Annotated in this window: 22 protein-coding genes and 1 pseudogene; 14 read left to right on the forward strand and 9 right to left on the reverse strand. The window is 50.9% G+C overall.

All coding sequences use genetic code 11. From position 1 onward, the window contains the following. Positions 1-19: 19 nt before the first annotated feature. From JNE38_RS13075 to JNE38_RS13090, 4 genes and pseudogenes are all read left to right on the forward strand, one after another. Positions 20-511, forward strand: coding sequence for a YajQ family cyclic di-GMP-binding protein (locus JNE38_RS13075; protein ID WP_203356944.1), 492 nt, complete (start codon positions 20-22; stop codon positions 509-511). 91 nt (positions 512-602) lie between these two features. After that, the gene (locus JNE38_RS13080; protein WP_203356945.1) at positions 603-1,073 is read left to right on the forward strand and encodes a hypothetical protein; all 471 of its coding nucleotides are present in this window, start codon (positions 603-605) and stop codon (positions 1,071-1,073) included. A gap of 120 nt (positions 1,074-1,193) precedes the next feature. Continuing rightward, positions 1,194-2,820 (forward strand): annotated as a pseudogene (locus JNE38_RS13085) (AMP-binding protein); the annotation flags it as partial. Positions 2,821-3,021: 201 nt separating this feature from the next. Continuing rightward, positions 3,022-3,531: a GNAT family N-acetyltransferase gene (locus JNE38_RS13090; RefSeq protein ID WP_203356946.1), complete on the forward strand. Its 510-nt coding sequence runs from the start codon at positions 3,022-3,024 to the stop codon at positions 3,529-3,531. Between the two features lie 74 nt (positions 3,532-3,605). Here JNE38_RS13090 and leuD read toward each other — a convergent pair whose 3' ends face one another. Together leuD and leuC are read right to left on the reverse strand one after the other, a co-directional pair. Then, positions 3,606-4,190 carry a 3-isopropylmalate dehydratase small subunit gene (gene leuD / locus JNE38_RS13095; protein ID WP_203356947.1) on the reverse strand — a complete coding sequence of 195 codons (585 nt, stop codon included), beginning with the start codon at positions 4,188-4,190 and terminating at the stop codon, positions 3,606-3,608. Beyond that, complete coding sequence (gene leuC / locus JNE38_RS13100; protein ID WP_203356948.1) at positions 4,187-5,617, reverse strand: 3-isopropylmalate dehydratase large subunit; 1,431 nt, start codon at positions 5,615-5,617, stop codon at positions 4,187-4,189. The genes leuD and leuC overlap by 4 nt, the downstream gene beginning before the upstream one ends. Positions 5,618-5,732: 115 nt before the next feature. Between leuC and JNE38_RS13105 the strand changes: the two genes are divergently transcribed. After that, on the forward strand, positions 5,733-6,620 hold the full coding sequence (locus tag JNE38_RS13105; RefSeq protein WP_203356949.1) for a LysR family transcriptional regulator: 888 nt from the start codon (positions 5,733-5,735) through the stop codon (positions 6,618-6,620). A 63-nt stretch (positions 6,621-6,683) separates the two neighbouring features. On the opposite strand, the gene JNE38_RS13110 is transcribed toward JNE38_RS13105, so the two are convergent. Both JNE38_RS13110 and JNE38_RS13115 read right to left on the reverse strand, forming a co-directional pair. Beyond that, positions 6,684-7,340 (reverse strand): class F sortase, encoded by a 657-nt coding sequence (locus JNE38_RS13110; RefSeq protein WP_203356950.1) that lies wholly within the window; start codon positions 7,338-7,340, stop codon positions 6,684-6,686. Between the two features lie 52 nt (positions 7,341-7,392). After that, complete coding sequence (locus JNE38_RS13115) at positions 7,393-7,599, reverse strand: hypothetical protein (RefSeq protein WP_203356951.1); 207 nt, start codon at positions 7,597-7,599, stop codon at positions 7,393-7,395. 211 nt (positions 7,600-7,810) lie between these two features. Here JNE38_RS13115 and JNE38_RS13120 point away from each other — a divergent pair, with 211 nt between their 5' ends. Genes JNE38_RS13120 through JNE38_RS13130 form a run of 3 tightly spaced genes read left to right on the forward strand, consistent with a single transcriptional unit; the run spans position 7,811 to position 10,280 of the window. Beyond that, on the forward strand, positions 7,811-8,158 hold the full coding sequence (locus JNE38_RS13120; protein ID WP_203356952.1) for a thioredoxin family protein: 348 nt from the start codon (positions 7,811-7,813) through the stop codon (positions 8,156-8,158). A gap of 34 nt (positions 8,159-8,192) precedes the next feature. Beyond that, positions 8,193-9,101 carry an RluA family pseudouridine synthase gene (locus tag JNE38_RS13125; protein ID WP_203356953.1) on the forward strand — a complete coding sequence of 303 codons (909 nt, stop codon included), beginning with the start codon at positions 8,193-8,195 and terminating at the stop codon, positions 9,099-9,101. Between the two features lie 60 nt (positions 9,102-9,161). Continuing rightward, a complete protein-coding gene (locus tag JNE38_RS13130) occupies positions 9,162-10,280 on the forward strand; it encodes a YheC/YheD family endospore coat-associated protein (protein WP_203356954.1) in 1,119 nt (372 codons plus the stop codon). A 67-nt stretch (positions 10,281-10,347) separates the two neighbouring features. On the opposite strand, the gene JNE38_RS13135 is transcribed toward JNE38_RS13130, so the two are convergent. Further along, complete coding sequence (locus tag JNE38_RS13135; RefSeq protein WP_203356955.1) at positions 10,348-10,800, reverse strand: GNAT family N-acetyltransferase; 453 nt, start codon at positions 10,798-10,800, stop codon at positions 10,348-10,350. A 34-nt stretch (positions 10,801-10,834) separates the two neighbouring features. Continuing rightward, entirely contained in the window at positions 10,835-11,329 is a 495-nt protein-coding gene (locus JNE38_RS13140) for an NUDIX hydrolase (protein WP_203356956.1), read from the reverse strand. A 264-nt stretch (positions 11,330-11,593) separates the two neighbouring features. Here JNE38_RS13140 and JNE38_RS13145 point away from each other — a divergent pair, with 264 nt between their 5' ends. After that, positions 11,594-12,049, forward strand: coding sequence for a hypothetical protein (locus tag JNE38_RS13145; protein WP_238933636.1), 456 nt, complete (start codon positions 11,594-11,596; stop codon positions 12,047-12,049). 61 nt (positions 12,050-12,110) lie between these two features. Here JNE38_RS13145 and JNE38_RS13150 read toward each other — a convergent pair whose 3' ends face one another. After that, entirely contained in the window at positions 12,111-13,565 is a 1,455-nt protein-coding gene (locus JNE38_RS13150) for an amidase family protein (protein ID WP_203356957.1), read from the reverse strand. Positions 13,566-13,692: 127 nt separating this feature from the next. After that, positions 13,693-14,637 (reverse strand): oxygen-dependent tRNA uridine(34) hydroxylase TrhO, encoded by a 945-nt coding sequence (locus JNE38_RS13155; RefSeq protein ID WP_203356958.1) that lies wholly within the window; start codon positions 14,635-14,637, stop codon positions 13,693-13,695. Between the two features lie 202 nt (positions 14,638-14,839). Between JNE38_RS13155 and dut the strand changes: the two genes are divergently transcribed. The 3 genes from dut (at position 14,840) to JNE38_RS13170 (ending at position 16,654) form a co-directional block, all read left to right on the forward strand. Beyond that, complete coding sequence (gene dut / locus JNE38_RS13160; RefSeq protein ID WP_203356959.1) at positions 14,840-15,376, forward strand: dUTP diphosphatase; 537 nt, start codon at positions 14,840-14,842, stop codon at positions 15,374-15,376. A 127-nt stretch (positions 15,377-15,503) separates the two neighbouring features. Further along, positions 15,504-15,830, forward strand: coding sequence for a helix-turn-helix domain-containing protein (locus tag JNE38_RS13165; protein ID WP_203356960.1), 327 nt, complete (start codon positions 15,504-15,506; stop codon positions 15,828-15,830). After that, a complete protein-coding gene (locus tag JNE38_RS13170; RefSeq protein ID WP_203354636.1) occupies positions 15,770-16,654 on the forward strand; it encodes an IS3 family transposase in 885 nt (294 codons plus the stop codon). Before JNE38_RS13165 ends, JNE38_RS13170 begins: the two co-directional genes overlap by 61 nt. 95 nt (positions 16,655-16,749) lie before the next feature. On the opposite strand, the gene JNE38_RS13175 is transcribed toward JNE38_RS13170, so the two are convergent. After that, a complete protein-coding gene (locus tag JNE38_RS13175) occupies positions 16,750-17,052 on the reverse strand; it encodes a DUF3846 domain-containing protein (protein ID WP_203356961.1) in 303 nt (100 codons plus the stop codon). 120 nt (positions 17,053-17,172) lie between these two features. Between JNE38_RS13175 and JNE38_RS13180 the strand changes: the two genes are divergently transcribed. Both JNE38_RS13180 and JNE38_RS13185 read left to right on the forward strand, forming a co-directional pair. Then, positions 17,173-18,399 (forward strand): NAD(P)/FAD-dependent oxidoreductase, encoded by a 1,227-nt coding sequence (locus tag JNE38_RS13180; protein ID WP_203356962.1) that lies wholly within the window; start codon positions 17,173-17,175, stop codon positions 18,397-18,399. A 112-nt stretch (positions 18,400-18,511) separates the two neighbouring features. Then, complete coding sequence (locus JNE38_RS13185) at positions 18,512-18,880, forward strand: cytochrome-c oxidase (RefSeq protein ID WP_203356963.1); 369 nt, start codon at positions 18,512-18,514, stop codon at positions 18,878-18,880. Positions 18,881-18,896 lie beyond the last annotated feature (16 nt).

Raw genomic sequence — 18,896 nt, forward strand, 5'->3', positions numbered from 1 at the left:
CGGGGAAAGGGGTCTTCGCATGAGCAAAGAAAGCTCGTTTGACATCGTATCAAAGGTCGATCTGTCTGAGGTAAACAATGCGATCCAGACGGCATTAAAGGAAATCGAAAACCGCTTTGACTTCAAGGGCACGAAAAGCAAGATCACCCTGGAAAAAGAAGAGCTGGTCCTCGTCTCCGATGACGAATTCAAGCTGGGACAAGTCAAGGATATTCTGATCGGGAAGCTCGTCAAGCGGGAAGTGCCGATCAAGAATCTGGACTATGGAAAAGTCGAGCCGGCAGCAGGCGGTACCGTTCGCCAGCGCGTCAAGCTGATCCAAGGCATCGATAAAGACAACGCAAAGAAAATCAACGCCATCATCAAGGATGCAGGCCTGAAAGTGAAAACGCAAATACAGGACGACCAGATCCGAGTGACTGGAAAAAGCAAAGATGAGCTGCAGCAGATCATCAACGCCATCCGCAAGTCAGACCTGCCTTTAGAAGTGCAATTTATCAACTATCGATAAATGCTAGAAAAGTTTTGCTTCTAACTCTCTATATTTTCGCGTATGCATGTACAAATAAGTGACAAGCACTAGCGAAAGGGAGAGTAGAGACATGAAGGTCTTTATCGTCAGTATGCGCAATCTCATTTTGGGTGGAATCGTCTTCCTGATCGTACTGGTGGCGGGCATCGTATTATTAGTGAAAGATCCATTGCACGTCTCAGATTCGTATCGTCCGGGAGAAGAAAGCGTACCAGCCTCCGCTCCGATCACACAGCCTGTCGGATCGGAAAAGCCATCACTGAATATGGACATTCAAGTAGACGGCACCACAGCGGAAGTATCCCTGCTTACGAAGAACTTCCAGTTTGTGGGGGGGAATGGCGATATGAGCCAACAGCCGATATTCGGTCAGGGCCATGCCCATTTGTACATCGATGGGGAAGCGAAAGGCATGATTTATCAGCCAGAGTTTCTTTTGAAGAAGCTGCCAAAGGGCGAGCATGAGCTGCGTGTCGAGCTGAACTACAGCAATCACCTTCCTTACAAGGTGGAGGCTACTCAAAAGTTTGTCGTGAAGTGACAAGTAAGCGTTCCAATTGCGGGACGCTTTTCTTTTTGGGGCTCGGAAGGAATATGTTGGAAGAGGGAGAATCATTCCAATACAAAGCAGAATAGTCTGAATCTTTTTGGGGGTGCTTGCATGCTGCGTCAAATCACCATTGGAGATTTGCTGGATGAGACTACGGGTCTGTATCCACAGAAAGAGGCTCTCGTCTATCAGGAAAGAGGGCTGCGGTATTCGTTCGCAGAGTTTCAGGAAATATGCAATCAGGCTGCAAGAGGCTTCATGTCGCTCGGTATTCAAAAAGGTGAAAATATTGCCATTTGGGCGACAAACGTACCGGAGTGGGTCATCTCTCAATACGCAACGGCAAAAATGGGCGGCGTCCTTGTGACCGTGAATACCAGCTATCGGACGCATGAACTGGAATATTTGCTGAGACAGTCGGAATCCACGACATTACTTTTGATAGATTCGTATCGGGACGCCGATTACCTGGGCATGCTTCGGGAAATTTGCCCCGAGCTTGCGACTTGCGAACCGGGTAACCTCCAGTCAGCGAGGCTCCCTCATTTGAAAAATGTCATTTATATCGGCGAAGAGCGCCAGCCCGGCATGTTTTTATGGCAAGATCTACTCGGTCGAGCCAGCCTGGTGACGGAGGAAGAGCGTGTGGCCAGGCAGCAGACGCTGCACTACGATGACGTCATCAACATGCAGTACACCTCTGGGACTACGGGCTTCCCCAAAGGTGTCATGCTCTCGCATAGCAATATCGTCAACAATGCAATCAAGGTGGCGGAGTGTCAACGACTGACTGTGGAAGACAGAGTGTGTATCCCGGTACCGTTTTTTCATTGCTTTGGCTGTGTGATGGGGACTTTGGCGTGCGTGGCTACGGGGGCGACGATGGTTCCTGTGACGGCCTTTGATCCTGGTCTGGTCCTGATGATTGTGGAGCAGGAGCGCTGCACGGCGCTATATGGAGTTCCGACGATGTTTATCGCAGAGCTCAGCCACCCTTCCTTTGCGGAAAGAGACCTGAGCTCTCTGCGTACAGGAATCATGGCAGGCTCCTTGTGCCCCATCGAAGTCATGAAGAATGTCGTACATAAAATGGGCATTCGGGACATTACAATCGCGTACGGCCAGACCGAATCCTCACCGGTGATCACCCAGACGGTGCCGACCGACTCCATTGAGAGAAAGGTAGAGACGGTAGGACGCGTCCACGAAGGAGTGGAGGCCAAGGTCGTCGATCCGGTCACAGGCGAGACATTGCCACCAGGGGTACAGGGAGAATTGTGCACCCGGGGATATCTGGTCATGAAGGGGTACTACAACATGCCGGAGCAGACCGCAAAGACGATCGATGCAGACGGCTGGCTCCATACGGGAGACCTGGCTACTGTGGACGAGGAGGGTACTATCGCATTACGGGTCGACTCAAGGACATGATCATCCGGGGAGGAGAAAATATTTACCCACGCGAGGTCGAGGAATTCCTGTATACTCATCCCCACATTTTGGACGTTCAGATCGTCGGCGTGCCCGATCCCGTGTACGGGGAGCAGGTGCTGGCATGCATTCGTGTAAAGCCGGGGAAACCCTGACAGAAAAAGACGTACTCGATTACTGCGACGGCAAAATTGCCCGCTTCAAAATACCGAAGTACATTCAATTCATGGATGAGTATCCTATGACTGCATCGGGTAAAATCCAAAAGTTCAAGCTGCGCGAGAATGCCATTCACGCCTTTGGTTTGCAGGGGGCAGTACGGAAACAGCCTAGAGAAGGAAAAAACGCTGGGAGCTGGCTCCCGGCGTTTCGTTTCTTGCTGGAACAATCGCCTCGCCATCCGTTTGCGCATGTGGAAAATTTGTAAAATAATGGGATTTTCAGCTCTTTACATAAAGACAGGTCTCCTCTATGATGGTGGGAAATGTAGGGAGAGGGGCAGCATGCAATGGATATCAGACGACTGGGGCCAGAGGATGCAGAGGCATTTTCTGCAGTGAGACTCGAGGCTCTGCAAAAAGACCCGGATGCTTTCGGTGCTACGTATGAAGATGAGAAAAAACGGACGCTGCCGGAGTGGAAGGAGAGACTCTCTCTTGCGACTCCCGGGGAAAGCGGTTACTTTGGCGCTTTCTCAGATGGAGAAATCGTGGGGACAATCGGCTTCTTTCGGCATAAAGGAACGAAGGCACGCCACAAAGCAGCCATTGTGGCCATGTACGTGAGAGAATCGCATAGGGGCTCAGGGCTTGCGGCAGGATTAATGAATGCGGCTTTGGACTATTTGCGTGGATTAGGCGATATCGATCAGGTACAGCTGGCGGTCGTCACGACGAATCCCGCAGCCATCCGCTTTTACGAGAAAATGGGCTTTTCGGTGTATGGCATGGAAAAGCGTGCGCTGCGAGCAGGGGAGAAGTACTTTGACGAAGCCTTGATGTACCTACTGTTTGAATAAGAGAAATGAAAAGAAAAAGCGAAGGCACGTAAAACTTCCTGCCTTCGCTTCTCTTTCTATCATTTGCTGGGAGATTACCGGCTGGCCTCGTAGGCAGCGATCTTGTCCTCGTATTGCAAGGTGATTCCGATATCGTCCAATCCGTTCAGCAAGCAGTAACGACGGTAAGAATCCACTTCGAACGGATAGGAGAGACCATCGTTGTCCTTGACGACTTGCTCCTCAAGGTCGATCGTCAATTGATAATTTTCACGCTCCGAGGCGCGCTTGAACAGTTCATCCACTTGTTCTTCGCTGAGGGTAATCGGCAGGAAGCCGTTCTTGAAGCAGTTGTTGTAGAAAATGTCAGCAAAAGAAGGTGCGATAACAGCTCGGAATCCGTAGTCAGTCAATGCCCAAGGTGCGTGCTCGCGGGAGGAGCCGCAGCCGAAGTTGTTGCGGGCAAGGAGAATGGTAGAATCCTTGTATGCAGGCGTGTTCAGAATGAACGAGTCGATCGGAGTGCCGTCGACTTGGAAACGCCATTCGTAGAACAGGAATTGACCAAAGCCGCTGCGCTCAATGCGCTTCAAAAATTGTTTGGGAATGATTGCGTCTGTATCTACATTTACACGATCGAGTGGTGCTACCAGACCGGTGTGGATGACAAATGGGTTCATTGGAATACCTCCTGGCTTGCGTTCTCATTTTTCCATTCGCGAACGTCTACAAAGTGACCCGCGATTGCTGCAGCAGCTGCCATTTCAGGGCTGACCAGGTGAGTGCGTCCGCCGCGTCCCTGGCGACCTTCAAAGTTCCGGTTGGAAGTAGAGGCGCAACGCTCACCTTCTGAAAGGATATCCGGGTTCATCGCGAGGCACATCGAGCAGCCGGATTCACGCCAGTCAAAGCCGGCTTCCTGGAAAATGAGGTGCAATCCTTCTTGTTCTGCAAGTTGTTTCACAGCTTGGGAACCAGGCACGACCATCGCGTGAACGGAAGGGGAGACCTTGCGTCCTTTTGCCACCTCAGCTGCCTTGCGCAGGTCTTCGATACGACCGTTTGTACAGGAGCCGATGAACACGCGATCGATTTTGATTTCACTCATCGGAGTGCCAGGTGTAAGCCCCATGTAAGCGAGTGCGTCCTGCGCTGCTTTGCGCTGAGCAGTTGTCTCAAATGACTCTGGACTCGGAACAGTCGCCGTGATGTTGGTACCCATACCAGGGCTGGTACCCCAAGTGACTTGCGGTGCGATCTCTGTCGCGTCGATTTCTACCACCGTGTCGTACTTGGCGCCTTCGTCTGTGCAGAGCTGCTTCCAGGCTTCTACTGCAGCCAAGAAATCCTCGCCTTGTGGAACGTAGCGCTTGTTTTTCAAGTAATCAAAAGTCGTTTGGTCAGGCGCGATCAGACCTGCGCGAGCGCCACCCTCGATGGTCATGTTGCAGACGGTCATGCGCTCTTCCATCGTGAGCTTGCGGATGGCAGCACCTGTATACTCGATGACGTAACCGGTAGCAAAGTCAGTGCCGTATTTTGCGATAATCGCCAAAATTAAGTCTTTTGCGCTGACACCGAAAGGCAAGTCGCCGTTTACACGAACTTCCATGGTTTTCGGTTTGAGCTGTTGGAGACATTGCGTCGCCAGTACGTGCTCGACTTCACTTGTTCCGATCCCGAATGCGAGGGCGCCGAAAGCACCGTGAGTAGAGGTGTGGCTGTCACCGCAAACGATCGTTTTTCCCGGGTGAGTGAGTCCGAGCTCAGGGCCGATCACGTGTACGATCCCTTGGTCAGGGCTGTTCAGGTCAGCAAGCGTGATGCCAAACTCCTTGCAATTTTCAGTCAATGTTTCCATTTGCTGACGGGAGATTGGATCCTTAACGTTAAAGCGGTCAGCGGTAGGTACGTTGTGGTCCATGGTTGCGAAGGTCAATTCCGGGCGACGAACCTGGCGACCTGCCAGACGAAGTCCCTCGAATGCTTGGGGCGAAGTGACCTCGTGTACCAGATGCAGGTCAATGTACAAGAGGCTAGGCTTACCTGCTTCTTCGTGAATCGCGTGATTGTCCCAAATCTTTTCAAACATGGTGCGGGCTGTCATAATGATGATTCCTCCTTCGTACGAAACTCTTACCAAGGTTGTATCATGGCAAAGAAAATAGTTCAAAGATATAATAATTATGAGAAGGATAGTTTTTGCCTATCGGGAGGTTTTTATGGAGTTACGACAAGTTCGCTATGTGCTTGCAGTTGCGGAAGAACGCAGTTTTTCACGCGCCGCAAACCGATTACATCTGGCTCAGCCCTCGCTCAGCCAACAGATTGCCAAACTGGAAAAATTGCTCGGAGTGAGCTTGTTTCACAGACTTCCCCAACATGTCGAACTGACAGATGCGGGCCAGCGATTTGTGCAAGTGGCGCAAACTTTGGTAGACATGTCAGAGGGGCTTGAGAGAGAAATGCGTGCTTACGCAGTGGGGGAGAGCGGAAAGCTGCTGGTTGGCAGCCTGCCGATTACAGGCGCCTACGTCCTTCCGCGCGTCATTTCAGCCTTTACCAAGCAATTTCCAGGTGTGGAGCTGCAATTGATGGAGGATACGTCGAGTCATCTGGAGCAGCTTTTGGTGAGAGGAAAAATTGACGTGAGTCTGCTGACGATGCCCATCAGCGATCCGTCTCTGGAGATTATTCCGGCAATTAACGAAGATATCTTCCTGGCCGTTCCGCCTCAGCATCCACTGGCAGATCGGGAGGAGGTCGATCTGGCCGAAGTGGCGGATCAGCCGTTTATCCTGCTGAAGGAAGGACAAGGCTTTCGCACCATTTCGCTGCGTCTCTGTGAGCAGGCGGGTTTCCGCCCTCGCATCGTGTTCGAGAGCAGCAATATCCAGACCGTGCAGTCGCTGGTGGCAGCGGGAATGGGGTTGTCGTTTGCTCCAAAAATGATCACGCTAGCGCCAGGCACAGTGGAACCGCCGGTCTATGTCAAGCTCACTTCCAAGCCGTATCGGACACTCGTCGTTGCGTATCGCAAGGACAGGCCGCTGTCTCGACCGGGAGAAGCGTTTGTGCAAAGCCTGGTAGAGCAGGGCGGACATATTTGAAAACAGAAACAGTCAAAACCCAGTACTCGTTGGACGAGCGAACTGGGTTTTTCTCATTTGCCTCTACTGGATGAGCTCCGAGAAAACGACCAGACGGCGCGCATGCTCCTGCTTTTTCTTGTTAAACTTGCCTGAGCACGTAATCAGGTTCAGGTGGGCGCCTTCTTTCTCTTCAAAGATCTGGTCAATCGGTGCCTCGCTTGCCGGGAAGCTTTCCACACGGTTCACTTGGAAAGTGAGGACTTTTCCTGCTTCGTCGCTTACCTGTATGTGATCGCCTGGCTGCAGTTTTCGCAGGTTGTAAAATACGGCCGGACCGGTGTAATGATCAAAATGCCCAGCGATCACGGCGCTGCCTTTCATACCCGGCTTTGTCCAGGGGGCGAGGATACCTACGCGGTCAAAAGCTTTAGGTACGTCCATTTGTCCATTTTGCAGTACGCCCACAGGCTCAATAAGCGTGGATAGATGAATGGCAGGAATCTGCAGTTTTTTGGGTGTGATTCCGTTAACTAGCGGAGGAGGAAGCTGTTTTTTTTCTGGAATTGCCGGACCGTATGGCACTTGCGGGAGATTTACACTGACAATGGGCGGCTCGCTTATTTGGCTGATGGAATGTTCCTCCACTGCTGAAGGCTGAGCAGCGGGCGGCTGCGTATGATGGGTACACCCGGAGATGACCATGCAGAAGAGGAATACGGATAAGAGAATGGATTTCATGGAAAACCTCCATTTGCGCCAGAAAAGATGAAAAGAGGGAAAAAATCCCTCTTTAGTCACTTGCTCCACCCATGCCTGTTTTCGGCATTGCTTTGATATGAACGCCTTTTTTCGCAGCTTTGGTGTGCATTTTATGAGCCTTGTGGTGGGCTTTCGTATGCACTTTGTGATGCTTCTTGCCATCGTGAGTCGCAGCAGAGACAGGGAGTGCCGAGCAAACAACGCAGAGTGCCAAAGCAAATGCAGCTAATTTTTTCATTTTTGTCACCATCCTATGGGTAATGGCCTTACATGCAATAGAGTTTCCTATTGCGTCGAAGTCATTTCTGGGAAATCCAGCAAAAAAGAGCAACAAAGGATATAGAGGAAATTCCATCCAAGTGCCAAGTGCCGATCGTGCACTTCCGATTACACACGGGCAGCTCGGTTATGATACACTATTTCCAGATCATTCTTGGGAGGGAACTCACATGAGAGAAGTAAAAACGGAAGCCGATTTCGAACAAGCCATTGCATCCTCCAAACCAGTCGTTGTTAAATTTTTCACCGATTGGTGCCCTGATTGCCATCGGATTGACCCCTTCATGCCAGCGGTAGAAGAAAAGTATCAAGCTGAGCTGGATATGATTTCTGTCAATCGTGATACGTTGCCAGAGCTGTCCCAAAAGCTTGATGTGTTTGGAATCCCCAGCTTTATTGCTTTCCAAGAAGGAAAAGAGCTGGTGCGTTTTGTGAGCAAGCTGGGTAAAAACCGTGAGGAAATCGAACATTTTCTAGATCGCGCCATCCAAGTTGGCAAAGGGTTGGAGCAAGCCTGAGACAGTCTGCCAAGGAAATAGGAGAAATGGAAACATGCAAGCCATGAAAAAAGACGGGGAGTGGCTCGTTGCGCACTTGACTGCCGCAGATGCAGCCACTCCGATTGGGAACCTGCTGCGAGAAGGGTGGAAGCTGCCTCGCAAGCAGGTCCATCTTTTATTTCAGCATAAAGAAGTTCTGCTGGATGGGAAGTCTGTTCCGCAGCATGCCGTGGGACAAGAAGGACAAGAGATTCGCCTTCGACTTTGTCAGCCGGAACCATTGGGCCTCGATCCGGTGGAAAAACCTGTACAGGTCTTGTACGAAGACGATCACCTCCTCATTGTAGAAAAAGAAGCGGGTGTCCTTTTGCATCCGACCGAGCCGCAGCATCTGATGACCTTGGATCACATGGTCGCCGGTCATTTTTTCCGTACGGGCCAGCAGGCAAAAGTCAGGCACGTTCATCGTCTTGATCAGGATACGTCAGGAGTTGTCCTGTATGCCAAGCATCCCTGGGCGTCCGCCATCCTGGACGAGATGCTGCGGGATCGAGTGATCAAACGAACGTATGTGGCGTTTGTCCATGGCAAGCTGGCTAAAGACAGCGGCAAAATAAATGAGCCTATCGGATCTGACCGCAATCATCCCACGCGCAGAAGAGTAACTCCCAATGGGGACAAGGCCGTCACTCACTACACGGTGCGTCAAAGGTACCGCAGCGCCACCCAAATCGAATGCCGACTGGAGACAGGGCGGACGCATCAGATTCGCGTCCATCTCAGCCACATCGGGCATCCGCTGATGGGGGACGTCCTGTATGGTGGAAAGCGTGATGGCGTGAATCGTCAGGCCCTGCACGCAGAGTCATTGCGATTTGATCATCCATTCGGGGGAGCGACGATCGAGGTTCGAGCGGGGCTACCTGCTGATCTGCGGGAACTGGAAAAGAGACTGCAATAAGTGCCAATGCATCGTTAGGTGAATAAACTGCCAGGGAGGAAAACGAAAGAGGGTGGTGTGATGAAACGACCCACAATCGGCATTCTGACCTGGCGGGAAGGCAAGAAATTTGCAGAGCCAGCGTACTTCCGGCGCCTCCTGCGGGCAGGACAAGAGCTGGGCGGCACGGTTTTTCTCTTTTCGCCAAAGGATGTTCTGGCTGGGGGAAAACAGGTGCGAGGATATGTCCTGGACAGCAGCGGCAGATGGCAAGCGCGGATTTTTGACCGACCGGATGCCGTCTTTGACCGCTACCGTTATACTCCTACCCAAGCATTCAAAGATTATGTGGCGTTTCGGCGCACGAGTAACTTTTTGTACGCAAACAATCGACTGGCGAACAAATGGCGGGTGCACGAGGTGCTAGATCGCGATGCCAGGATGCACAGATGGCTTCCGGAGACGCTTTTGTACAATCGGGCCAACCTGGGAAAGATGCTGGGAAGGCATTCTTATCTGTACGTAAAGCCGTTGAACGGGACAGGGGGGCGCAATATCCTGTGCATTGAAAAAACAGAACATGGCTATCGCCTGCTGGGAAGAAACAAGCAAAGAGCGAAAATATCCACTGTCGTAAAGCAGCTGGAGGCCCTGCATCGCTTTGTGCACAACTGGACGAGGAGTGAGAAGTACATCGTCCAGCAAGGCTTGCGGTTGCAGCTCGTTCCGAACCGAGCAGTGGATATGCGTCTGTTGATTCAAAAGGATGGAAATGGGGATTGGAGAGTCACGGGACACGGCATGCGGGTCGGGGGAGAGCGCAGCGCAACCTCCAACCTGCACGGCGGAGGAAGGGCGGTTGCCGTACCTGAGTTTTTGCGACCTCGGTTTGGGGAAGCGCGGACGGCTGAAATCGTCCGTGATTGCGAACAACTGGCGTACCAGACAGCCGAATCATTGGAAAATCATTTTGGACGGATGGTCGAATTTGGCCTGGATATCGGGATCGATGTGAATGGCCGCCCGTGGCTGATCGAGGTCAATCCCAAGCCTGCCAGGGAAGTGTTTCGCGAGATGGGGGCACTCCAGCAATACAAGCAGGCCATCAATAGACCGCTCGAGTATGCGATGTACCTCGCCCGTACGAGAGGCCAGGAGGAAAAAGAGAGCAAGTATCCACAGGCGGCCGCACGCCGATAAGCGGTAGAAGTCGTGCGAACTGGGAAAAGCCGGACCTGTAAGAGGTCCGGCTTTTATTCAGGCGGGATCAGAGATCTTGAGACAGACGAATCATATCGACCACCTGAATGCCATTTTCGAAAATAGGCTCATCGTAATGACGCAGAAAAAAGTCCCGATCGACTCCTGTGATGCGGAACCCGCATTTTTGGTATAGGCCGAGCTGGTCCAAGCTCGAATTTCCTGTCCCGATCTCAATCGTTCGGTATCCGAGCTGCCTCGCTTGCTGGATGGCATGCAGAACCAGTTTTTTTCCGATGCCTCTCCCCTGATGGGCCTCTGACACCGCTACATTTACGAGCTCGATCGTGTCTGGGCGGGTGGGTAAAAGAACGTAGACACCGATGATGGCCTCTTCGGAAGCGGCGACGTAGCAGGTTCCACGCTTGAGATAAGCTTCGACTAATAACCGGGAAGGGTCAGCAAGCAACAGCAGGTCCATCGGGGGCTGAGATTCAGAACCTAAAGGATGGATGATCATGTCTTGTCCTCCTTTGTGGATGGGTTGCCGATCCTTATGAAGACTGGAGGATCGCTTCTGACAAAGGTGTCTTTTCGTGTGAGGTAATGGTACCGTTTGAGTAGCAGAAATGGTAGTGAAAGCAATCGTCGCCGGCGAGCATGTCCGGCAAAAAGAACGGGAGATTCTCCGGAACCCCGGCATTTTCTGGATGGAGGATCCATTCGAGCTCCCTCCAGTCCAATATGCCCTCATCTATAAGTACTGGAGTCTTTATGTCGAAGTCATCGGGTACTTCCGCGATAAAAGCATGCATCCCTCCATGCGATGCTCCGTCGATGGCCCAGGTAACCATTCCTTTGTATGCGGCAGACTTGAGAGGAATTCCCGTTTCTTCGAGTACTTCCCGGAGCACTCCTGAGAGGGGGGCTTCATCTGGCTCCAGCTTGCCTCCGACACCGTTCCATAAGCCCATAATCGGGGGATGGAGGCGATTGAGCATCAGAAAGCGAGACTGTCGCTTGAGAAAGCAAATGGTGTATTTGATCACGTAGGCACCACCTTGTATGTGTCCTTCTGAGGAAAGCCAGCCTTTTCCTGTCCCATTGTAATAGACGGAGAAGGTTTACACAATCAACGAATTGCATAAAAAAGCAGGAGTTTTTGAGCAGCGTCTCGAAATAGGCAAGACAATCGAGAGGTGAAGGGTTCCGTCCGAAATTCGCGACGGTTTTTTCTACTTTCTGAAAAGGATCAGTCCGCACCCATGATTGAACTCCACTGATTGTTGGCGAGACTGTGGAGAGAAGGAGTGATGAACGTGGAGCAACTGCTTCAGCTGGCAAAGGATTATTGGCCGGTCGCGCTGTGCATCATTGTGGTGGTCATGTTGGCTCAATGGATGCTGCGCAGCCTGGTCCGTCTGATTTCTTTGCTCGCGGTGATTGGGGTCGTTCTTGTCCTCTTCTTCCAATTCAGTCCTGAAGAAGTGATCCAGATGGGGCGCCAGGCTGCATCGGCTACACAAGAAGTCGTCAATAAGACGATCAAGCCTGTACTGGACGGAGAACTGAAGGATGCCGATATAGCGTTTCAGCCGGATGGCAGCTATGAAGTTAGGACAGCGAGTATTCGCATCGTAGGGAAGAAGGGAGAGTCGAAAGCCACTGTCTACTACAAAGACGACAAGTGGGAAGTCGACATCGGTCAGTTGGGAAAAGTGTTTGAGGACCGACTCGGCAAGGCAGAGCAAGAGGGAACGAGCATGTAAAACGGAGGAAACAAAAAAGACGCGTGCCCGATTCGGGTGCTGCGTCTTTTTCGTGACCGTTTTATTCTTCCGAGCTCATGTTGGGTGGGACACGCAGCTGGCTCGCTTGCTCGTATGCATAGGCGATGCGAATCAGAACAGGCTCTGTGAAAGCAGTACCGGTAAAAACCACGCCAAAGGGCTTGCCTGATGAAGCGTAGCCGGCAGGGACAGCGACGGAAGGATAGCCTGCCCGCGCAGCAATCCCGTATCCATTCGCTCCTGGAAACAGGATACAATCCAGATTGTGCTCCTTCAGGACGGCATCGATTCCATTTTTCTGCGACATTTCCAGATCAAAGATACGCTGCTCCAAATACGCGGCTTCTGTCAGGGTTCCGCTCGTGGCATCGGATCGCTCCAGCAGCACCTGCCCAAAGCGCAGTGCCTGCTCCTCATGCTCCCGGTTGAATGCAATCACATCCGAAAGGGTACGGATGGGGTAGGAGGCAGGGAGTGTTTTGAGGTAAGCATTCACGCCCGACTTGAATTCGTGGAGGAGGACATTCGGCCCCCATTCCGTATTCTCGGAGGGAATGGTCACAGAATCGATGACCGTAGCCCCGGCCGCTTTCAATTCGGCAATGGCTGCTTCATACAGAGCTTTTTCTTCGTCATCGCATTTCTCCAGAAAGTGCGAGCGAATGATCCCGATCCGAGCTCCTTTCAATCCATCCGCATCCAGGTGTGACAGGTAGTCGGAATGGGCGAGACCAGCACTTTTCCCGGTGACAGGATCTTGCTCGTCCACTCCGGTGAGTGCACCGAGCAGGATGGCGGCATCTTCGACGGTGCGCGCCATGGGACCCGCTGTGTCCTGGCTGGTCGAGATGGGGATGATTCCGCGGCGGCTGATCAGTCCGACAGTCGGCTTGATCCCGACCAGCGAGTTGCGAATGGAAGGATGGAGAATCGAGCCGGATGTCTCGGTTCCGACTGCCACTACCGCAAAACCGGAAGCGATGGCAGAGCCTGAGCCGGAGCTCGACCCGCCCACGTCAAATTGACCGGGTCCGTATGGATTCAACACTTGTCCGCCACGGGAGCTGTAGCCGTTTGTCATATGGTCGGACATGTAGTTCGCCCACTCGGTAAGGTTCGTTTTCCCCAAGATGACAGCTCCTGCTTCGCGCAGACGAGTGGCTACCGCTGAATCTGCGGATGCATAGGAGTCCGCCAGTGCCAGTGAACCGGCTGTCGTATGCATCTGATCATGAGTCGCAATGTTGTCCTTTATCAAAACGGGAATGCCGTGAAGCGGCCCGCGGCTTCCTTTTTCCGCCCGTTCCCTGTCGAGGGCTTCCGCTATATGCAGAGCGTCCGGGTTGATTTCACTGATGGCATTGACTGCGATTCCTTGCTTGTCGTATTGCGAAATTCGCTTTAAAAACGAGAGAGTCAGCTCTCGAGAAGTGGTGGTTCCCATTTCCATAGCTTGCTGCCATTCGCGTATTGTTGATTCATGGTTCAGCTCCATCGTACTCCACCTTTTCATTCAGTTTTGATCGTTTCCATTTTACTAAATAGTAGGCCAATTGTAACGAAATGCGTACGCTCCATACAAAAAAGCTGACTCCCTGGGGAATCAGCTTTGGCTGGTTGGATTAAGCGTTGCTGGCAGAAGCTTGGAGCTTCGCTTTTTCTTCCGCTTCTACAAAACGGTTGCGCGGATGCTCACGGCATTCATCGGAGCAAGAACGCTTGTAGGTTTGCTCACATTCCGGGCAGCAGAAATGCTGTTTGTTGCAGAATGGATTGGCGCAGTTTACATAGCGGTCTTCCACTTTTCCGCAATAGTGGCAGCGGCCGATGACGACATCTTCCTCGGTGTGGTTGATCGGTACAGAGATGCGCTCGTCAAAGACGTAGCATTTGCCATCCCACAAACGACCTTGCACTTCAGGGTCTTTTCCGTACGTGACAATTCCACCGTGAAGCTGGTAAACATTCTCGAAGCCTTGGTCGAGAAGAACGCCTGTCAGTTTTTCACAACGAATACCGCCAGTGCAGTAGGTGAGAACTTTCTTGTCCTTGAATTGGCTCATGTTCTCACGGATCCACTCAGGGAACTCGCGGGAAGAGTCGACTTCAGGGCGAATGGCGCCACGGAAGTGACCGAGGTCGTATTCATAAAAGTTGCGGCCGTCCAAAATCACGACGTCGTCTTGCTGCATCATTTCATAGAATTCTTTTGGATTCAGATATTCGCCTGTTTTTTGGTTTGGATCGACGTCGTTCTCCAAACGCCAAGTCACAAGCTCGCTTTTCGGACGGACGAAGATCTTTTTAAAAGCATGCTCGTCGGCCTCATCTATTTTAAACCACATATCGGCAAAACGCGGGTCTTTTCGAACATATTCCATGTAAGCATCCGTTTGCTCAATCGTACCGGACACCGTTCCGTTAATTCCTTCAGGAGCGACGATGATCCGTCCCAGGAGTCCGTTTTCCTTACAAAATTGCAGATGCTCCGCTGCGTACTCCTCATAATTATCTACCGGAGTATACTTGTAAAACAGCAAAATGCGATATGGTTTTTGTACTTGCAATGTACAATCCACCCTTTCTTTAGCGTATATGAATTTTTTAGACGCAACCGTGATTATACCATATCGAATGGCAAAATGCGCAGTGAATCAAAGGAATTTGTGATCTTTCTATGAAAAAGCCCCCCCTTTTGAAGCCTTGCTGGAAGAGAGGGCATCTTGTAAACTATGAAAGGATATCAGCTGAGAAAGAGGAGAGACGACAATGAACATGACAAGTGAGCGTGCAGTTGCTCAGGTAAAGATAAAAAAACTCCATCCGGACGCAGTCATTCCACAATATGCACGTGCAATGGACGCAGGCTTTGATCTGGTGGCAGTCGAGGATGTCATCGTGGCTCCGGGACAATCTGCGAAAGTGCCAACGGGCTTGGCATTTGCTTTGCCGGAAGGATTTGAGCTGCAAGTCCGTCCCCGCTCCGGGATTAGTGCCAAAACGAAGCTGAGACTCTCGAATGCTCCTGGAACCGTAGATGCAGGCTATCGGGGAGAGGTGTGCATCCTTGTCGACAACATCCGCATTCCAAGCGTGGAGCGCAAAAACGTCTGCCTGGATGCAGCCGAAAAAGAGACAGAAGTAGCGCAGCAGGTAGACCCCAACAGCTATCTGATTAAAAAGGGAGACCGTCTTGCCCAGGGGGTCATTGCCATTGTTCCGATTGCTCAGTTTGAAGTCGTAGAAGAACTCGACGAAACAGAGCGCGGCGCTGGCGGATTTGGCAGCAGCGGGATCAAAGCATAAGCATCAGCAGAATGGAATGAGAAAAGCCCCTTCCTCCACGGTCACAATCGGTGATGTGCACCCCTTAAAGTAGACATTGGAAAAACCCCTACGGTTTACCGATGAAAACTTTAGGGGGTGCATTTTTATGCCAGCAAAGAAAGGCCAAAAGTTTAAACATTATTGTGAAGAGCTAAAGTTGCAGGCGGTTCAGATGAAATTAGATGGTGTTTCCCATCGAGAAATAGCAGAGAAGTTACATATCCATGATGAAGGACGAATTAAGATTTGGATGCGGAAGTATAAGAAACTCGGAGAGTTTGGGCTTCTGGATCAACGTGGCCGCCGTAAGGTATACATCGATTCGAACCGATATCTGGAGAAGTTAGAGAGGGAAAATAAGATGCTAAAAAAGTGTTTGGAAATCTGGATGCAGGAGGTGCAGTCCATAAGTATGCAACGATCAAACAAGTAGCTGGTGAATATACCATAAGTGAACTTTGCAAGTTGTTTAGAGTCTCAAGAAGTGGATACTATGCTTACCTAAAACGACAAGTAACGGATAGGAACAAGCCCGTAAAAGACTTCATCCAGGCAGTGTATAGGAAGTATGACGGAAAATATGGATATAGACAAACTCAACTATTTCTCCTGCAAGATTGCGGGGTGTGGGTCAATCATAAGAAGGTACTTCGACTAATGCAAGAAATGGGACTTCGTTCTCGAATTCGCCGCAAATATCGAAGTCATTATGTTTCGTCTGTAGGGAGACGAGTTGCCGAGAATGCCCTACAACGTGATTTCAAAGCATGTGCACCGAATCAAAAATGGGTAACGGATATCACACAATATCGTGTTGCGGATACTTGGCTCTACCTATCTGCTATTAAGGATTTGTTTAATAACGAGATTGTAGCCTACCACATGGGAGTTCGTAACGACAATGAACTGGTCCTGCGGACCTTTGAGAAAGCTTTTGAAAAAACGAAAGACGTGACTGGACTGATCGTTCACAGCGATCAAGGATTCCAGTACACGTCCTACGCTTACCACGACATGCTGCCGAAGGTTGGCGCCCAAATCAGCATGTCTCGGAGAGGCAATTGTTATGATAACGCCTCGATGGAGAGCTTCTTCTCGCATCTCAAAACGGAAGGGCTCTACCCCTATGATATCCGAAGTGTAGATGAGGCACAAAGGCGAATTGAAGAATATATTCAATTCTACAATCAAAGTCGACCACAACGAAGATTAAAAAAGCTGACGCCTGTTGAATTCAGACGTCAGCTGTCGGCCTAGCGACCGGGGTTTTTCATACTGTCCACTAAATGGGGTCTTGACCACGGACCACTGGCTGGCGACAGGGGCTTTTTTATGCGATCAACAAGGATTCGCTATACTTTTGCGGACAGAAATTGATCGATGCGCAGGCGATCTTCCTCTGAAAGGGAGCGCCCATCTTCCTTTACAAATACACAGACGCCATAAACCCAATCCAGATAACCATCTGAGGTAATCGGGAAGTTATTCGCTTCGACTCCCCGTGCGTCCTCGTTGACGATGAGTGAGATTCCCTCGAGATGATCGTCAGCAATGACCTCGTGATCTCCTCCCACCATGTCCTGCAGCTCGTCCATGTTTGTTACTTCTACGGCTTCTGCCGACTCATGCGGACGCTTTACATATACCGTAATCATGCATCATCACTCCTCAAGCTTCATCATAACCGATACGGGAGATAGACGCGATAGGACTCCGGATTAGCTGTTGGACGTTGGATATCCTATAGGGGGATCACAGAAGAGGAGACATGGACCATGAACATCGTATCCGGAAAGCTGTATTGGCCAGAGACCTTGCCTAACCCGAAACGATATCCAGAGCTTACCGAGGATATCGTGTGCGATGTTGCCATTATCGGTGGTGGAGAAGCTGGGGCGCTGTGCTCCTACTATTTGATGCAGCATGACATCGACCTCGTGTTGGTGGATAAAAAGCTGATCGGGGAAGGCAGCAGCAGTGCCAATACGGGTCTATTGCAATATGCCAACGACAAATCATTGACCGCGTGCATCCATTCGTTTGGAGAGGATAAAGGAACTCGTTTTTACCAAATGTGCAAGCACGCGGTCGACGAATTGGAGAGGATCTCATATTCCATTGATGTGTTTCCGGACTACATTAGGAGGGACTGCCTCTACTACGCAAGCCAGCTTGAGGATGTTCAGGGGTTGCAGCGGGAATATGAGAATTTGAAGAAACAGGGGTTCCCCGTCACTTATCTGGAGCAGGCGCAAGTGGAAAGGCGATTTTCCTTTTCCAAGCCTGGCGCCATTTATTCGACTGGTGTCGATGCGGAAATCAACCCGTACAAACTCGCGAACGGGATTATTCAAACAGCTGCGCGCAGAGGCATGCGCGTCTACAATGACACACAGATCGTTCATCACAAACAAGAATCAGGGGATATGGTACTCCTCACGAAGAAGGGATACAAAATCCGTTGTAAGAGAGCCGTATTTGCCACAGGATACGAGACGCAATCGATGAAACGAAATCCAAACGCAGTATTGTCCACAAGCTCTGCGATTGTTACCAATCCCGTTGAAGCATTTCTTGGATGGCCAGGTGCTTGTCTGATTTGGGAAACTGCCAGGCCATATCTATTCATACGAACGAGCCGGGAAGGTCGCATGATCGTCGGGGGGCTGGATGAAGCAACCACGGATCCGAAAAAACGGGATGCTTCATTGCCCGGAAAACGAGATCAACTGCTTGCCAAAATCCAAGAGCTCTTCCCCCATATTCCGCTCCGCGCAGAGTACTATTGGTCGGCTATGTTCGGAAGCACGCATGATGGTCTCCCGTTAATTGGCGAGCAGACTGACTATCCAGGCTGTTTGTTTACGCTCGGTTACGGGGGAAACGGAACCGTTTATGCGACGATTGGGGGGCAGATCATTACAGAACTGATCGTCAAGGGGAATCATCCGGATGCTGATTTGTTTTCGTTTCAACGCAAAGAGCATGCCACAATCTCATAAGAGCCTTGTACAAACGGTTTGTCGAATTTGACAAACCGTTTTCTTTTTTAGTACTTCATTCCTAGTTCAGGAAATATGGTTAGAGTGTGAAAAGGAAAGGAGGTGAAATACATTGGCTTCTAAATTTTTGAAAATCGCAGCTGTTTACTTTATTCTCGCGATCATTTTGGGCATCGTCATGGGGGTCACCAAAGCATTTCAATACGCATCTGTGCATGCACACCTGAACCTCGCAGGGTGGGTCACGCTTGCGATTATCGGACTTATTTATCGCGCTTATCCGCAGGCAGCAGACAACAAGCTGGCTTCCTGGCATTTTTGGCTGCACAACATCGGTTTGCCTGTCATGCAGGGGTGTTTGTTCCTCATGCTTTTCACTGGCGCAGAATCGTTCGTGGTTGGAGCGATCGTTGGTTCGTTGGTACTAGGGATCGGAATTTTGTTATTCGTCATCAACGTGTGGAAGCATGTGGGGGAGTAGAGCAAGCGGTTTGCAG

It is taken from the genome of Brevibacillus choshinensis (assembly GCF_016811915.1).
GTDB classification, from domain to species: Bacteria; Bacillota; Bacilli; order Brevibacillales; family Brevibacillaceae; genus Brevibacillus; species Brevibacillus choshinensis_A.